At 57.8% G+C, this 15,598-nt stretch carries 16 protein-coding genes; 5 read left to right on the plus strand and 11 right to left on the minus strand.

Annotated elements, in window-relative coordinates; all coding sequences use genetic code 11:
• Window positions 1-17: 17 nt before the first annotated feature.
• A complete protein-coding gene (locus tag IEW73_RS03435; RefSeq protein WP_188670693.1) occupies window positions 18-842 on the minus strand; it encodes a maleylpyruvate isomerase family mycothiol-dependent enzyme in 825 nt (274 codons plus the stop codon).
• Window positions 843-975: 133 nt separating this feature from the next.
• Here IEW73_RS03435 and IEW73_RS03440 point away from each other — a divergent pair, with 133 nt between their 5' ends.
• Window positions 976-2,226: a M24 family metallopeptidase gene (locus IEW73_RS03440; RefSeq protein ID WP_188670695.1), complete on the plus strand. Its 1,251-nt coding sequence runs from the start codon at window positions 976-978 to the stop codon at window positions 2,224-2,226.
• Window positions 2,227-2,249: 23 nt separating this feature from the next.
• Here the strand turns inward: IEW73_RS03440 and IEW73_RS03445 are convergent, their stop codons facing one another.
• From IEW73_RS03445 to IEW73_RS03455, 3 genes are all read right to left on the minus strand, one after another.
• Window positions 2,250-2,672 carry a DUF1801 domain-containing protein gene (locus tag IEW73_RS03445; RefSeq protein ID WP_188670698.1) on the minus strand — a complete coding sequence of 141 codons (423 nt, stop codon included), beginning with the start codon at window positions 2,670-2,672 and terminating at the stop codon, window positions 2,250-2,252.
• Between the two features lie 31 nt (window positions 2,673-2,703).
• Complete coding sequence (locus IEW73_RS03450; protein WP_188670699.1) at window positions 2,704-3,045, minus strand: hypothetical protein; 342 nt, start codon at window positions 3,043-3,045, stop codon at window positions 2,704-2,706.
• A gap of 321 nt (window positions 3,046-3,366) precedes the next feature.
• Window positions 3,367-3,801, minus strand: a complete 435-nt coding sequence (locus tag IEW73_RS03455; protein WP_229675714.1) for a DUF6653 family protein — start codon at window positions 3,799-3,801, stop codon at window positions 3,367-3,369.
• 452 nt (window positions 3,802-4,253) lie between these two features.
• On the opposite strand from IEW73_RS03455, the gene IEW73_RS03460 reads away from it, so the two are divergent.
• Window positions 4,254-4,823 (plus strand): hypothetical protein, encoded by a 570-nt coding sequence (locus IEW73_RS03460; RefSeq protein ID WP_188670701.1) that lies wholly within the window; start codon window positions 4,254-4,256, stop codon window positions 4,821-4,823.
• Here the strand turns inward: IEW73_RS03460 and IEW73_RS03465 are convergent.
• The 6 genes from IEW73_RS03465 to IEW73_RS03490 all read right to left on the minus strand — a co-directional run bounded on the left by IEW73_RS03465 (window position 4,820) and on the right by IEW73_RS03490 (window position 10,857).
• Complete coding sequence (locus tag IEW73_RS03465) at window positions 4,820-5,443, minus strand: ABC transporter ATP-binding protein (protein ID WP_188670703.1); 624 nt, start codon at window positions 5,441-5,443, stop codon at window positions 4,820-4,822. The two genes, IEW73_RS03460 and IEW73_RS03465, sit on opposite strands and share 4 nt — an antisense overlap.
• A complete protein-coding gene (locus tag IEW73_RS03470) occupies window positions 5,443-6,399 on the minus strand; it encodes an ATP-binding cassette domain-containing protein (RefSeq protein ID WP_188670705.1) in 957 nt (318 codons plus the stop codon). Before IEW73_RS03470 ends, IEW73_RS03465 begins: the two co-directional genes overlap by 1 nt.
• Window positions 6,396-7,217 (minus strand): ABC transporter permease, encoded by an 822-nt coding sequence (locus IEW73_RS03475; protein ID WP_188670707.1) that lies wholly within the window; start codon window positions 7,215-7,217, stop codon window positions 6,396-6,398. Before IEW73_RS03475 ends, IEW73_RS03470 begins: the two co-directional genes overlap by 4 nt.
• Window positions 7,210-8,163: an ABC transporter permease gene (locus IEW73_RS03480; protein ID WP_188672830.1), complete on the minus strand. Its 954-nt coding sequence runs from the start codon at window positions 8,161-8,163 to the stop codon at window positions 7,210-7,212. Before IEW73_RS03480 ends, IEW73_RS03475 begins: the two co-directional genes overlap by 8 nt.
• 116 nt (window positions 8,164-8,279) lie before the next feature.
• Window positions 8,280-9,914, minus strand: a complete 1,635-nt coding sequence (locus IEW73_RS03485; RefSeq protein WP_188670708.1) for an ABC transporter substrate-binding protein — start codon at window positions 9,912-9,914, stop codon at window positions 8,280-8,282.
• Between the two features lie 739 nt (window positions 9,915-10,653).
• Window positions 10,654-10,857: a cold-shock protein gene (locus IEW73_RS03490; RefSeq protein ID WP_188670710.1), complete on the minus strand. Its 204-nt coding sequence runs from the start codon at window positions 10,855-10,857 to the stop codon at window positions 10,654-10,656.
• Between the two features lie 342 nt (window positions 10,858-11,199).
• On the opposite strand from IEW73_RS03490, the gene IEW73_RS16620 reads away from it, so the two are divergent.
• From IEW73_RS16620 to IEW73_RS03500, 3 genes are all read left to right on the plus strand, one after another.
• The gene (locus IEW73_RS16620) at window positions 11,200-11,334 is read left to right on the plus strand and encodes a hypothetical protein (RefSeq protein ID WP_268236256.1); all 135 of its coding nucleotides are present in this window, start codon (window positions 11,200-11,202) and stop codon (window positions 11,332-11,334) included.
• Window positions 11,335-11,459: 125 nt separating this feature from the next.
• A complete protein-coding gene (locus IEW73_RS03495) occupies window positions 11,460-12,866 on the plus strand; it encodes a serine hydrolase (protein ID WP_188670712.1) in 1,407 nt (468 codons plus the stop codon).
• A 36-nt stretch (window positions 12,867-12,902) separates the two neighbouring features.
• Entirely contained in the window at window positions 12,903-14,333 is a 1,431-nt protein-coding gene (locus tag IEW73_RS03500) for a wax ester/triacylglycerol synthase domain-containing protein (RefSeq protein WP_188670714.1), read from the plus strand.
• On the opposite strand, the gene IEW73_RS03505 is transcribed toward IEW73_RS03500, so the two are convergent.
• The gene (locus IEW73_RS03505; RefSeq protein ID WP_188670716.1) at window positions 14,313-15,506 is read right to left on the minus strand and encodes a hypothetical protein; all 1,194 of its coding nucleotides are present in this window, start codon (window positions 15,504-15,506) and stop codon (window positions 14,313-14,315) included. The two genes, IEW73_RS03500 and IEW73_RS03505, sit on opposite strands and share 21 nt — an antisense overlap.
• Window positions 15,507-15,598: the final 92 nt, after the last annotated feature.

Below are 15,598 nucleotides of genomic sequence, written 5' to 3' on the forward strand. Positions count from 1 at the left end.
GAGAGTTACAGGCTAATTCACGGAACATAGTTCAGGTTGCGGATGATCGCCGCCCCAAGCCCCTGATCACGAAGCAATTCCACATCGTCCCACACTTGCTCTGGGTCAACACGGCCGCAGGCGAGACGAACAAACAATGACGAACTGATCCGAACGATGGTTGTTGGTTTCTCCTCCGGTGCCTTGTCAAGTACGCGTGCCTTCTCCTGCACGCCAACGTATGTCGTAAATTCGATGGGCCCCGTGAAGTCGAACTCCACGACCGACCCTTCAGGCGCATGCGCCCGCCGCCCCACGATGTACCCCAAAGAATTAACGATGGTCCCGAACGCCGCCTCCGCACGTGGGCCACTCTCGTCGCCAGGCTTATCGACACTGTCACGAATGTCCAGTTCATGCACCCAGCAGTCGAACAAGCGCATGAGCATGAACTTTCCATACTCCGTAGGCCCAGCGGGCCCTATCGTCGGGGCATACCACTCCTCGATCGTCATAGCCTTCAAAGCTTCAGCGCGACGGTCCATCGTCTCTGCGAACAACATCCGCATCTCGGTCGGCGACTTATCTCGGAAGTGTTGGACCCACCGCTCGTTAATCCCGGCGAGATCATTGCGAACATACTCAAGTTCACGCACATCAAAATCTACCGTCGGCAAATCCGACCCAAGCAACAGCAGTTCGGTGCCCACAACATGCGACACGATGTCGTGGACCGACCAACCGGGAAGGACGGATTCCGCCGCCCACTCATCATCAGTCAGAGTGTCTAATAATTGGCCGAGAGTGCCCCATTGCTCAATGAGGAAACTAACCGTGTCGGCCCGTTCCAACTCCCGAGGCATCGCTACTCCCTTGTGGGCTAAACCAAACTTCTATCTTCGCAGTCCATCACGACGAGAGACGATGCACTACAGAAACTTCTAAAAATCTTCTCTACGGCGGGCACATCTGATTGTTCGCACGTATGGTCGGAGTATGAGTGCGAACCCAGATGCGAACCCAGATGCGGCGAAGTCTCCTCGGCTCGAATCTTTAGCTGGATGCACACCGCCGGGATGGTTGTCAGACCCTGACCGAGTGGCAGCAGTTGCCTCGGCCGAGCCGCCAGCGTTCAGCGCCGCGGAGTATGCCCGTCGGTTAACCAACGTGCGCTCCGCAATGCTCAACAACGGTCTCGACGGACTCGTGGTGTCACGGCCATCCGCCGTGGAATACATCTGCGGATACTTCTCAGCGGAAACAATCCCGCAACCAGTCCTGATCACCCAGGACGAACTTGTGCTATTTGTGCCTGATTTCGAGGTAGGACGAGCGGTGGCAAGCTCCCTCGCCCCCGAGGTGCGCTTCTTCCGGTACGCCACAGCGCACACTGCCTACGCTGCTGTTGCTGAGTTTGTTGCCCACAAGATCAAGGCCGGGCGGGTGGGCGCCGATTCACGTACCCCAGTCGAGATTGTGGACGTCCTGCGGGACGCGGACAGTGTCGTCGTACCAGGATCCGACCTAGTTGATGCCGTTCGCATCGTTATGTCAGAAGACGAAATTCGGTGCGTCGAAATCGCAGGCGAATCCACCGAACGCGGCGTGCAGGCAGGACTCGCAGCCGCCGCCGAACCCGGCGCCACAGATGCCACAGTTGCAGCAGCCATCAGCGCTGGTCTGGTTGAACAGGCAACATCGCGGTCTGCATGGCAAGTCGTTGTCGCCACCGGCAACCGCGCCGGAATTCCGCACTCCACCTGGCGCGGACTCCCACTCGCCGAGGGCGCCACATTTATCGAATTCGCCGGAACACACAACCGCTACCACGCACCCATCATGCGGACGTTCTGCCGTGGCAAAGCCTCCCCACTGGTGCAGACACTAAGTGAACTCTCACGCACAGCAGTCGAAGGTGTCCTCAGCACCGCCAAAGCCGGGATGCCATGCGACGAAGTGGCACGCACCGTAACCAAACAACTCGGCCCGCTACCCGAAGGCGTGGTGTTTCACGAACTATTCGGCTACCCCGTCGGATTAGCTCACCCACCACACTGGATGGACAGCGTGCCCTTCAACATCACAATCGACAACCCTGAACCCTTGCGTGAAGGCATGGTCTTCCACATGCCAGGGTCATTCCGCTCCATCGGTAAGGCAGGCGTTGGCCTAAGTCAGACATTCGTGATCGAAAAGAACGGCACACGAGTCCTCACCAAGGGTGACGCCGAAATGGTCTACCTCTAAGGCCTCTAAGGCCTCTAAGGCCTCTAGGGCCAATCCGAACGGACCTGCGACAACCCGTCGTCAATCAGGTCAGCAAGTGCGTCACGATCAATGGCGTTGAGCCTGGTGACATAAATGCAACTTCTGCCCGTCCGGTGTGGACCGAGACGGGCAAGAAGTTCAGACCGCGACTCGTTGTAGCCATACACATACAGCGAGATCGCGGCCTTGCGGGGCGAGAACCCGATAGGGAAAAAATCGCCCTCCCGCCCACTTCCACTCTTGTAGTGGTAAGAACCAAAACCGACGATGCTTTCACCCCACATGGTCGGCACACAACCAGTGCGCGCCTGCATCAACTCGACAAGCTCACGCGCCTCACCACGGCGCCGCTCATCAGGTAATGCGGCAATGAAGTCATCAACACTGTTGCTATTGGGAACTGTTTTGTTCTGATTCGTCGCCACCTCCCAAGTCTGACCTAAAAGTCAGCAATGCTTAATGCAAACCCTGTACTCCCCACCCGCGCAACGTAAATGGTGCGTCGCAACTCGTCCACGACTGCTGCCATCCACTCACATAGGGCCCGTGCCGGTCATACGTCAACCACGGAGCCCACCAGGCAACACACCTCACGGTGACACGATGCACGGCAGTCGGGACTGCACATTGTGAAAACGCTCCAGTCCCAAAAACTGGGTAAGCAGTACACGTCGCATGCGACGCTGGTGTTGGAGCCGGGGCGGCCGATGCTGTCGCGCCCATACCAAGAATGCTGGCTCCACCAATGAGAGCACCCGCGCACAGTCCGCTCAGAGTGCGCCGAACGCTGATATTCATCTGTTTCTCCTTGCTGGGCCTGCACGTCCGCAAAGCAAGGGGGCACACAGGCCCTGTCCGCAATCATGGGTAACTAACACCCGATTAATATTTTACTCAGCACAAAAAAGTGACGGAACGATACAAATTGGTCGGACCTGCGGACGCTGTGGGCGCTGGGCTGCATTTCAGTCGTGTGCACAAACTAGCGTTTCAACCACCGCGAAACTGCACGTTTGTGCACACAACGCGCAGCGGATTGGCACCTATCGAGAAAGCGCCCGAAAAGGCACTCGCGCGCGCCAACGCCGGGTGCTTTTGCGTTGGTAATGGGCGTGATGATCAGGGTGCTCGACTCACGCCACCGTTGCGGTCGTAATAGCGAACCATCAGTTCCCAATACACCATCAGCAGCCCCATCTCCAGCGCTATCGCTGCTGCAGCTGGTACTGCGCGGCGCTGATGGGCGGCGACCATCGCAGCGATCAAGGCGGCAGTCGCGCCGACGTTGACCGCCATCGCGGTGTCCATCGGCCTCTTGGCGATCCACTGCTCCTCACCTAGCGCCGCCCGCGTCGACCAGGCCCTGTCGTGCGCGGGTTTACCGAACACCACCGGGTTAATTGCCATCCATAGGGTCACCAGGGCGGCGTCGCGCCTACTACGCCGCCACAACGGGACGAGCACCAGCGGTGTGCTCGCCCACCTCGACCACATGCTCCACGGATTGCTGTGGCGCGCGAACATAGCGTGCTTGGCCTTCCCCCAGTCCGCCATCGACGACTCCTCTCGAACCTGCTCTACTCTGTATTCTGCTCCTATAAACCGTCTAGCACCGATTGTCTGCGCAGAGCTGGCGGGACTTATCAAGACATCTGGATCGGCGGGTCACGCGGTATGGGCGAAGTCAGTAAGCAACTGGGACTCTCGAAGTCCACATTCGCGCGTACTCTGCAGGTTCTGATCGGATTTGTCGCGGGCGCGTCCAGTTGGGCACTTAGCGCACGCGCACTTTACGAACTCGGCATGCAGACTTCGTGGTATTCGGTGTTTGGGATTTCAACACTTGCTTGTGTCGCAATTGCAGCAGCAATCAAGTTATGGTTTCCACAATTTTCCCTATTGGCCTGGTCTTTCTTACTTGGTGCGGTGACGTGGATTGCCCTCGTGTCGGTGGTTGTGTACCAGTTCTCTAGCGTCACGCCATGAACCGTTCAAAGGAGGCGACTATGGACTCGCGCCCCCGCAAGAAGTTCTTTCCTGGCGGGCCAATCCTTTTCGCAGTCACCGCAATTGCCTTGGCGCTTTTGGTAGCGGCGGTCGGTCATTGGTGGCCGCGAGGATCCCTCTGGTACGCGGCAGCGTTGGTTGCGGTTCTGGTTCTATTAGCGACCGCTCTGGCGTGGGCAATCGATATGGTGCGACTGCTAAGAACACGCCAGGCACTGCGGTGGAGGGTGGTCGTGTGGCCACTGATTGTTGTTATCGGAGTTGGTGCAGCTTTCGGTAGCCGCCCTAGTTTCGAGAATCATCGGCAAGAGTTCACGACTATTGCGGTAGATCTTCTTGGCGAACCTGGACGAACCGAACGTGGTGGGTTCCGTATCGGACGGTTCGACGTAGCTCGGGCGTACGACCTTAACGGCAATGTGTTTTTTGTCGACGCCCGCGAGACACTGCTTCTCACAGAGGTTGGGTGGGTATTTTCACCCGACGGAGAACCTCACCAACGATATGGGGATTACTCAACGGAGCATGTGAGTGGACCTTGGTATCGGTATTCATACAGGCTCACTTAGTCCACGACCGCTAGTGTTTCGATGCGGCTCGTGCAGGCTCGCAGTAGTGCGTTGTCGTGGCTGATAAGCAGGACACCCACGTTGTGTGTGGTGCCGTGGTGGACGAGTGCGCGCACTATTGCTGCAGTGGTGGCGGCGTCGAGCATTGCGGTGGCTTCGTCACAGACAACAAATTGTGGTTGCTGGGCGAAGGCTCGGGCTACGCAGGCGCGTTGAAGTTGGCCGTCACTTACTTCGTGTGGTCGTCTCTCGAGCAGGTCTTGCGTGAGGCCGACGGCTTCGGCGAGGCGGGTGGTGTCGTCAGGCGAGGATGTGCCGCGGAGGCGGGCGGGTTCTGAGATGACGCGCGCGAGTGTGTGGCGCGGGTTTGTGGCATTGCGGGGGGATTGAAAGATCAGCGCAGTGTGGCCGCGCGGTGCCGACTTAAGGTGCTGCCCCGCGATGGTAACGGTGCCGTTTTGGGGAGTGGTCAAACCGGTCAATACGCGCGCGAGAGTGGTTTTACCGCTTCCGGATTCACCGGTGAGGCCAACGATTTCTCCCCTTTTAAGGTCAAAATCGGCGTCGCTCAGAACAGTGTTTGCGCCGTATCGCACTGTGATGTTTCGGGCGGAGAGCATCACGGCCTCCGGGTTCTTACCGTGCGATTCTCACGCGTCACAAGCATCGTCGGACCACCCAAGTGTTGAGTTTCGGGCCTGCGCAGGTGGTAAACACAATCGTCGCCGAGGTTTGTTAGTTCTGGTGGCATCCCTGGGATTGGGTGCAGGCCCCGTTCGGGTAGGGCGTTGAGCAGGTCGGCGGTGTAGTCGTGCCACGGGTCTTCCAGCACATGCTCGGCGGGGCCTTCTTCCATGATGCGGGAGGCATACATCACGGCGATCCGGTCGGCGATCGATGTGCGGAGCAAAGCCCCAATATCGTGCGTAATCAGCAGCACGGCGCTGCCTCGTTTGGCGCATCCTCGGAGCAGGGCCAGGACAGTGTCTGTGTGTTGTTGATCGAGATGTGCGGTTGGTTCGTCGGCTATCACCACCGGTGGGTCGGCGGCGATGGCTGCGGCTATGGCCGCACGCTGCACCATCCCGCCAGACAGTTCGTGCGGGTACCGGTCGAGTGCTTCGGCGGGGAAATCGACGCGGCGGATCAGTTCCGACACCGAATATGGTGACCCGACGGCACGAATGGTTTCGGCGATTTGTGCGCCCACGGTGTGCACCGGGGTGAAGTGGGTCGACGGTGACTGCGGCACCATACCGATTGTTCTGCCTCGAAAACTCTCCGCAGTGTGAAGCAGATCAACGATGCGCCCATTATCGCCGACCGTAATGCGGCCACCAATGCGCGCAGACGGCGGAAGGAGGCCCATGGCAGCCAGCGCGACGACTGATTTCCCGCACCCTGACTCCCCCACCAGCGCCGTAATCGTTCCTGGCTCGATCCGAATACTGACGTCGGTGACAGCATGAACCGTCCGACCTCGACGCCACGGAATACGCACGGTCAACGCATCGATCGACAGCCCAGTTCCGACCACCGGCGTGACGTGTAGAGGGGTGCTCGCGATGGTGGTCATGTCGGTACCTTCGACGGAATGGGTGGGATGAGCATGGTCCGTAAATGCGAACCGGCAATTGCTACGGAAACCGTGGTGAGGACGAGGACTCCGGCGGGGAAAACTAACGTCCACCAGCCACCGAGGAGCAGCGAGCTGCGCGCCTCCTCCAGCAATGTTCCCAAGCTTGGTTCATGCGGCGCGAGGCCGAACCCAAGAAATGACAGCGTCGACTCGTGCCACACCGCATGGGGAAGCAGCAGAATCACCGCGATCAGCGCTTGCGGTGCGGTTGCGGGCACGATGTGATGCAACAGAATGTGGCGTCTCGGCGCCCCAGCGAGTCGCGCCGCACTGATGTAGTCGCGTTCCCGCAGGCTCACCGTCTCACTGCGCACAATACGCGCCACTTGAACCCAGTGCGTGAGGCCAATCGAAAGGATAATGGCGACGACATTGCCCCTGAACATCGCCACAATGACGATGCCGAGCAGCAGATGCGGGAGCGCGTTTGCGGCATCGGCAAGTCGCATGACGACCCGGTCGTACCATCCCCCGGCGATAGCTGAGGTGGTGCCGACGAGTACACCAATGATCGTGGCAAGCAGCGCGGACGCAAGAGCAACCAGCAACGACGTACGGATTGCCGACGCGATACGCACAAACAGATCGCGCCCCGCTGAGTCGGTGCCAAACAGGTATTCACTCGACGGTGGTTGTCGGGCTACCGCAAAGTTTGTCACCCGGTCATTGACGTCCGTCAGCCAGGGAACGAGTAGCGCATAGGCGATTACGAGGCCCAGCACCCCACATGCGACGACGAACTTCTTGTTAGCCATCGGCTTCTACCCTCGGGTCAAGAAGAACGTACGCAACATCGGCGAGCAACGAACCGAGAAGCCCTGCCAGAGTCGTTCCCACCGTCAAAATGGCCAACAACGGCATATCTAAGTTGTGCGCAGCGGTGACAAGCGCCCCGGCAACACCGGGCCAGGAAAAGATCTCCTCCACTAGAACAGCGCCCACCACGATTTCCGGCAACCTCACGCCGACAATGGTGACGAACGGGGCCAGAGAAGTCGGCACAATATGCTTCCGGGTGATATCGCGTTCACTGAGTCCCCGCGCGACTGCTCCCGCAACGAAATCCTCGCCCCTATTAGTCGAAATCGACTCACGTACCGCCAGAAGCAACCACGGCATTTGCGATATAGCCAAAACCCCTGCAGGAAGAATGAGATGCCGAGCCACCTGAGCCACGGTCGGGTCAGCGCCCGCATCGGTGAGCCCCGCTGGCGGTAACCATCCCAACGCGAGGGCAAAAACACCAATCGCAACAAGTGACAGGACAAATGGCGGGATCCCTTGCAGGATGATCGCCAACGCCGCAATTGCCTGATCGATTCGCCCACCGCGGTGCATCCCACACCAAATGCCGACAATCAACGACAACATCACGGCCACAGTCATCGCGACACCAACAAGCAGTATTGTCCACGGAATACGTTCCGCGAGAACGTCAACCACAGGTTGGCTGAAGCTGCGCGACATCCCAAGATCACCGGTAAACAGTCCCTGCACCCAACTCCCGTACACGACGTACCAGGGCGTATCCAGCCCGAGTTGTTCAGCAATGAGGAACTTGTCGGCCTCCGTGGTGGTCATGTAGCGGGACCCGAGGTAGCCAACAAGAGGATCAAACGGCGACAATGCAGCCGCAGCAAACAGACCGGCAGAAACAACGATGAACACCGGCGGAAGCATGACCAACCGCCAAAAAATCATGCCGCCCAAACCGCGATCGTGGTAGCGACGCCGCACCCGGCGAGCATGGGCGCCCACGGCCTGCGCACTGGTTGGCCCGGCCTCAAGTCGGTTGTGCAAATCCGGGTGAGCGCTCATTAGTCACGCGTCCACGTTTGCACTGACCACCAAGGTCCCCACGTCACCCCGTGCGAGTGCGGTTCCAGTATCGGCCCAGACATGGTCCAGTCGCTGTCCTTGGCGACGTAGGTGTGATCAAGGAACGTGAGGAACACATAGCTCGGATCGTCAATGTACGCCTCCTGTACAGCTCGATATTGTTCGGCACGTTCCTGCTCGTCAATGCTGCGACGGGCGACGTCGAGTGCTTCGTCGATGCTGGGGTTTGCGTGGCGGCTCGCATTGTCGAACACACTGCCCACACCGGAGTCGAGATACTGTGAATGCAGCGTCTTATAGCCCTGAGTATCGGGGTCGAACGGTTCGTCACCGCCGCCAAGAAGGATCGCATCCTGTTCGATCCGTGGGGTGATCCTGTCCCACGACAACGCTTCAAGATTCACCTCCACACCAATCGCGAGGGCGTCGGATGCGAATGCCTGGGCTAGATCCCTACGAACAGTGTCCACCGAGTTGTACATAACGGTGAATTCCGCTCGCTGGCCGTCGCGCACACGGATACCGTCGGACTCCTCGATCCATCCGGCGTCATCAAGAATGTTGCGGGCCTCGGCCTGATCGAAGTTAAACACTGCGTCGGGATTGTGGAAGGCACCAAAATCTGGCGGAAATGGTGTGTGCGCGGGGCGACCGAAGCCTGCAAGCACATTGTCTACCATGACATTTCGATTCGTTGCGCGGTTGAGCGCAAGACGAATAGCTGCATCACCTGTCACAGGGTGGTCCGAAGGCATGGACACTCCACGCCAGTCTGCGGAGGAGTGTGAGTACACGCTCATGCCATCCCGATTGGCGAAAGTGTTCGCAAGTTGCGGCGGGAGGGTGGTGCCATCAAGTTCTCCCGACGCCATCCGCTGAGCACGCGTGTTGTCATCGGGGACATACAGCAATGTCAGGGAGCTAACCTCAGGTTCGCCGTCCCAGTAGTCATTATTTGCTTCTAGCACCGCCCGGTGTGGAGACAATCTCGACAATTTGTAGGGCCCTGTGCCGATGGGCGTGGTGTTGAGTGGCGATTCAGTTGCGAGCCCTGGTTCTGCAACTGTGTGCGAGGGAACGATGCCTATCAGCATCTTTGTCGGCAACGCCGCATACGGATAATCGAGAACGAAGCGAACAGTCGTGTCGTCGACTGCTTCCACGGTTCGAATCATTTCGAATGACGACCGGGCCTCCGATGCCGAGGCAGGGTCCAGAATTGCGTCATAGGTTGCCACCACGTCGCGGGCTGTGAACTCAGATCCGTCGTGGAACAGCACACCCTCACGAAGCGTGACGGTCCACTCCGTGGCGTCGGTATTTGGCGTTGGGTCATCCGCTGCCAACGCCGGAACTAGATTCGGTATCCCCTCGCCGCTGCTCAACCGCAAAAGGCCGTCAAACATTTTTGCCTCACCCGCGGGCCCGTACCCGGCAACAGGGTTGAAACCACCGAGTTGATGTCCGTCCGCGAGCACAATGCCATCAGCGGATGATTCGGCGCTGGGATTCGAGCAAGCCGACGTAGCTAGCGACAAGGCCGCGACGACAGCGATTACGGCGGATACGTTGCGGCGAAGGCGTGAGTCGGCGACCAATAGATACCCTCTCATCTGTACAGATGTTCAGATATTGATGTTATCGCGTTGAAGATAGAGGTGGCGGACCTGGGTGCTGGTTTTCGGCAACACCAAAGGATCCTGCATTTAGACCCTTTAATGTTCGAAATGTAGGTTCCTTCGAACCCGCCAAACCCACGTAACGCGCAACACTGCGCAATAGCGGCAAAACACTGCTGGTCGACCCAACTTATGGTGATTTTTCTACACCACATGTGGTCAACTCACCACAAGTTTCCATCGGCCATGCGGTCCAGGGGGCTTTCAGGGTTAATAGCCGGAGTGGTGTATCCCCGATATCTGGCGTCTGACTTTCCCTGACAGTGGTGTGAACATGCTTTGAATGAATATTCGGTGTCATGTCATCGGAATTCGCTGTCGTGTGGTGCAGTTGGTCGCAAACTCGTCAAGAACGAAACGACGCATTCAGCTGGGAAGGCGGCAACCGAATCCGAAACGGAAGGGGAGGCAGCCCCGACCAACTAACCACCCAACCCGCCACCGCTATACACCGATTTCGGCTAATAAGAACCAAAGGATCCTGCATTTAGACCCTTTAATGTTCGAAATGTAGGTTCCTTTGAACCTGCCAAACCCACAGTCCGCCAAACCCACAGTCCGCCAAACCCACCACCCGCCAAAACCGAAACAACCCACAAACAGCACTGTGGCCCCCCACCGTAAGGTGGAGGGCCACAATGTTTAAGCGAGTTTTACCTCAAGACTGATTGACTCAGACTGGGCGAACCGCGATGGCCTGCTGGCCCTTGGGGCTCTGGCCGATCTCAAACTCAACTCGCTGGTTCTCCTCAAGCGAACGGAAGCCGTTCGTCTGAATCTCGGAGTAGTGGACGAATACGTCAGCCGATCCATCTTCGGGGGCGATGAAGCCGAAGCCCTTCTCGGAGTTGAACCATTTGACAGTGCCCTGCGCCATGTTACTTCTTTCTCTTACCGGAAATGATGGGTAGACGTTCCAGCCCATCCAGCCGGTTGTGATCGCACGCAGTGGTTACCCAATGCTCTACGACCGCAACTTCGATCTCGAGCACGTTTGTAACGAACACCGAAAACTACGACCGGACTTAAGTAGACCACATCCATGGGCTATGCGCTACCACTTGGCGAAAAACTTTCTGCCGCAACCTAAGAAAAGCCGACAACCAGGTGAGGGGCGAAACCGCTGATGCACCAGGTGGGAGCCCTATTGATGACAACCTGAAGGGGTAATAAGACAGACTAGCAAGACTTTGGATATCCGATAAATTGCGAGGCAGGTATGACAACCGATGACACCAACGTCGTCTTTCGCGTTGGAGAGCCAGTACTTTTTTCTGGTGCCACCGCGGTCACATTGGCGTCAAAAGTGGGCACGCCTGCGCTCCTGGCGTTCCTCGGTGTGGGCCCTTACTAGGATTTAGCTCGACGTCACTGAGAAAACGACCTCTACGCTGGGTGAGCCGCGGGCTGGAACCACGACACAGTAACGAGATCTCCGCAACTTCGCCTAACTGCGGTGAGACAAGGTAGTAAAGAGGGATGCGACTTACGTCTATGTCCTTGCGCTCTGCCGCAGTCCCCGCCATCGCACTGTCAACAGCTGCAGTTCTGGGTTTATCCCTCGGCGCATGCGGCACCAATGACTCGACGGACGGCGTCGCGGACGGTTCATTCGCTGAAGAATTTGGTATTGATCTACCCGACACCCCTGTGGGCCGTCAGATGGCGTGGTTCATTTCGGCTGTGCCGCAGGCGCCGCTGTCCGAGGAGTTGCTGTCGTCTCGATTCACTGAGGAGTTTTTGTCGCAGGTACCTGTTGACGACATCAACAACAGTCTGCTCGATTTCGGTCGACTCAACCCGGTATCAATCGAGCGTGCTGACGAGTTCGAGATGATGCTGATCGTCACCGCGGGCGAAGAACGCTTGAATTTGGCGATGTCAGTTGATGAGAACAATGACATCTCCGGCCTGACCTTGACGCCCGCTGGCCCTGAGCGTCCCGACTCCCCCGAATCTTGGGATGAGTTCGATGACCGCCTTGATGCACTTGCGCCCGATTCAACATTCGTTGTCGCTTCCGTTGATGGCGATGGCATGTGCGTTCCTGTGCGTGAAAAGCGGGGCGACGACGTCATGCCCATCGCATCCGTCTTCAAGCTTTATGTCCTCGATGCGGTTGCCGGGGCTGTAGAACGTGGCGACATCGAGTGGGAAACGACCATGGCTGTCACTGATGAGTTGAAGAGCTGGCCGACTGGCATTCTCCAAGATGAGCAAGCTGGCACTGAGGTCAGTGTCGGCGAATCTGTTGAACTGATGATGGCACTCAGCGACAACACGGCGACCGACATGCTTATTGATCTCGTCGGCGCGGAGGCCGTCGAGGATTCGATTGCCGCATCGTCGCGTAACGCTGAACGTAACCAGCCGTTGCTTACGACGCGAGACATGTTCATCTTGAAAGCAGTTGACTATCCGTCCCTTGCCGACGAGTTCGTCGGACTCGATGCAGATCAACGTCGCGATTTTCTCGCCACGACCCTCAGTGAAACGCAATTGCCCCCGCTGTCTGAGGCCCAGGATTGGACAACGCCGCGGCACATCGACTCTATTGAGTGGTTTGGCTCCGCTGAGGATGTGTGTGCCGCATATGTCGGCCTTTCGCAGCGAGACTCCGAAATGGTGGATAGGGCCCTGTCGCAAAACGACGGCGGCATAGGCCTTGACCGCGAGGAATTTCCGACCGTGTGGTTCAAAGGTGGCTCCGAACCAGGCATACTCGCGTTGTCGTATCTTGTTGAAACCCCGGAGGGCGACAGGTTTGTTATCTCGATTAACACACGAGATGAACGCGCTGACATAACAGATAGTCGCGTTACCACAACGGATGTCCAGGAAGCATTGTCGTTGGCAGAGGGCGCATTACGCTTGGCCACATCGTGAAAGACCTGACGAGCATTGCTAACGAAAGGTTCTAGGATGCGCCAACTCGATCCGACAAGTGCAATCATGCTTCACCTTGAAGGGTCAGGCCATCATCACAACCTCATGAGCGTGTATTTTGTTGACCCGCTCACCTCGACCAGCGCCGACGAACTTACGGCACTGGTCGAGGCGCGTCTTCGCAATTCGCCCACATACTGTGCTCGTCTTCAGAATGTTCCCGCTGCTCTCGGTAATCCGTTTTGGGTGAGGGACCCAGAGTTCGCGGTCGAGAACCATGTCAGCACAGGAGTGGTGTCGGGGCGCGGCACGTGGCGCGATGCGTGCGACGACATCACCAGCATCTTCGACAAACCGATGGACTTTTCACGTCCTACGTGGGAGGTACACATCCGCCACGGGGTAGCGCCATGTGAACGATTCCCTGTTGGAGCCTCGATTGTGATAGTCAAAGTCCACCACGTCGCGCTGGACGGCCTTGGGTTGGTGCAGTTTTCCTTGCGACTGTTCGATACCAATCCAAATACCGGTCTGTCCCCTATCGCAGCCGACACTCCGGCGACTCATACACAGCCAGCTGGCCCCTTGCGCGTTCTTGGCAAGGTTGTCGCAAGCTCTCCCGGCAAAGCCGCCGCCTTTGCACGTGACTTAACCAAGACAGTGCGACTGAACCGCAAACTGGTGTCGGCGGTTGCGGAGGGTGCCATCGTGCCGCGTCCTACCAAGTCGGCTCGAACGGTCCTCAATGACACAACTAGTTCGCTACATAACTTCACTGGGATCGCATTGCCTTTTGCGGACGTTGCTCGATGCAGGCAACTTGCTCCTGGCGCCACCATCAACGATGTCGCACTGGCGGTCATATCAGGAGCCCTGCGCAAGTTTCTAGTCGAGAATGACGAAATTCCGACGGAGGATTTGATCTGCGGTGTTCCAAAGTCACTACACGGCGATGCTGTAGAAGAAGGAATTAACAAGGTCACCGGACTGTCGGTCATTCTGCACAACACCATCGCTGATCCGGTGGAGAGGTTAGCAGCCATCCGCACGTCATCCGGCCATGAAAAGCGTCGCGCTGAAAAGTTCAGTGCCGCCGAAATTGCGAGCATGGTGATCAAGCTCCCCCCATTCATGCTGAAACCGATTGTCACCGCAGAAATGAAGTCCACGCAGTCACAATCTTCGACAGTCAACCTCAGCACGGTGGCAACAAACATGCCGCGTGGAGTTAAGGAGCTCTACTTCCAGGGCGAGAGGGTTCGCGAAACGTACACGCTGCTCCCGATGAACAGTGGAGTCGGGATGAAACACGAGATCACCTCCATCGGTGACACTGTGTTCATCTCAGTTGCCGCGGACCGGGACTTGCTGCCGGATGCCGAGTCCTATGCCGACAAGCTGCGGTTGTCATTCGCCGACCTCTACTCGCGCACTAATGCAGATCGCTCACCTGTCACGGCCTCGTAGTGTTGTGATGTCACCAAACAGCATGTGCTGGTAGCGGAGCAGAATTTCGTCACTGCTACTGACCTGCTCGTCCACTAGTCGTATGTTGTCGGTGGATATTTCGCGTACCCCGGAAGTCGACAACAGTTCGTCGAGGCGAGCATCAAGGTGCTGTTCGGCCCTATCTGCCTCGAGGTAGCGGAATTGCTCCTCCATACGTGACACGGTGAGATCAATGCGCATCAGCGCAGCAACCCTATTGACAATCTGGTCCCAGACAGCAGCGATTGAGTCGTCTCGAGTACGGATCGCCGCCCGCTGCGCACTTGTAGTTGCGGACAGTAGCGCTGTTTCGCTGTCCGCAACTATTCCTTCGAGGGCAATCGTGTCGACGGCGATGTTGGTGAGTTCTTCAGCAAGGTCGACGTGCGTGCGCTGAGATGCGAGGACCTCGGATTGCCAGGCACGCGAACGGCTGATGTCATTGCATAAAACCCCGGCGAGATACAACACAGCGTCGTACTTGGTGGTGAAGACCAGTGTTGTATCGGCTTCACCTCCGAGGCGATCTAGGAGTGCCTTTCCGACTACTTCTAACCGAACCGATTGCTCCCATCGTTGCGCCCGATCGTGAAGTGCATTTCGCATTGCGTGGGTGACTACGCCAGTGATGTCGGTGTGACTCTGCGGTGCTGGGGTGCGACAGAGGGCATCGAACAGGGCGTCTCGTTCGCCTACGTCGAGGTAGATGCCAGCTTTGCGTTCTTTACGAATCGTGCTGACTTTGCTGCTGAAGTGCTCTCGCGACATCGTGAAATCTGAGCGCAGGCGGCGCAGTTTGGCAGTTAATGATCGGGCCCGCCTGATAAGAAGCTGTTTCGCTGGCCCTTGGGGTAGTTCTGCGATCCTGTCGTTGGTGGCGTCGCGCCGGTCGCACAAATTGCGCAGTTCGCTAAAACCACCCTGCGCACTCAAACCACCCTGCGCACTCAAACTACTTAGCGCCGGAAACTCCGCACCGTTGCGAAGCCGTCGCACGAGCGTGTCGCGGGTAGGTTGCGGCAGTCGGCCTGCCGCAATGTAGAGCGCTACGCCGTCGTCGAGTGGGCCCACAAGTGCGGGGAGGGTCCGCGATTCGCAGCGGGTGCGGACCCATGTTTCGGGAGTTACATCACCAAGTTGTGGAGGTGGCATCACCGCTCCTTAGTCTTGCCAATACTGACAATTGTCGCAGTTCGTCGGCGACCCTGTGCGCGTGATCCAGCACACTTTAGGCGTCCGCTGGT

The sequence above is a fragment of the Hoyosella rhizosphaerae genome, from assembly GCF_014643175.1.
Taxonomy (GTDB): Bacteria; Actinomycetota; Actinomycetes; order Mycobacteriales; family Mycobacteriaceae; genus Lolliginicoccus; species Lolliginicoccus rhizosphaerae.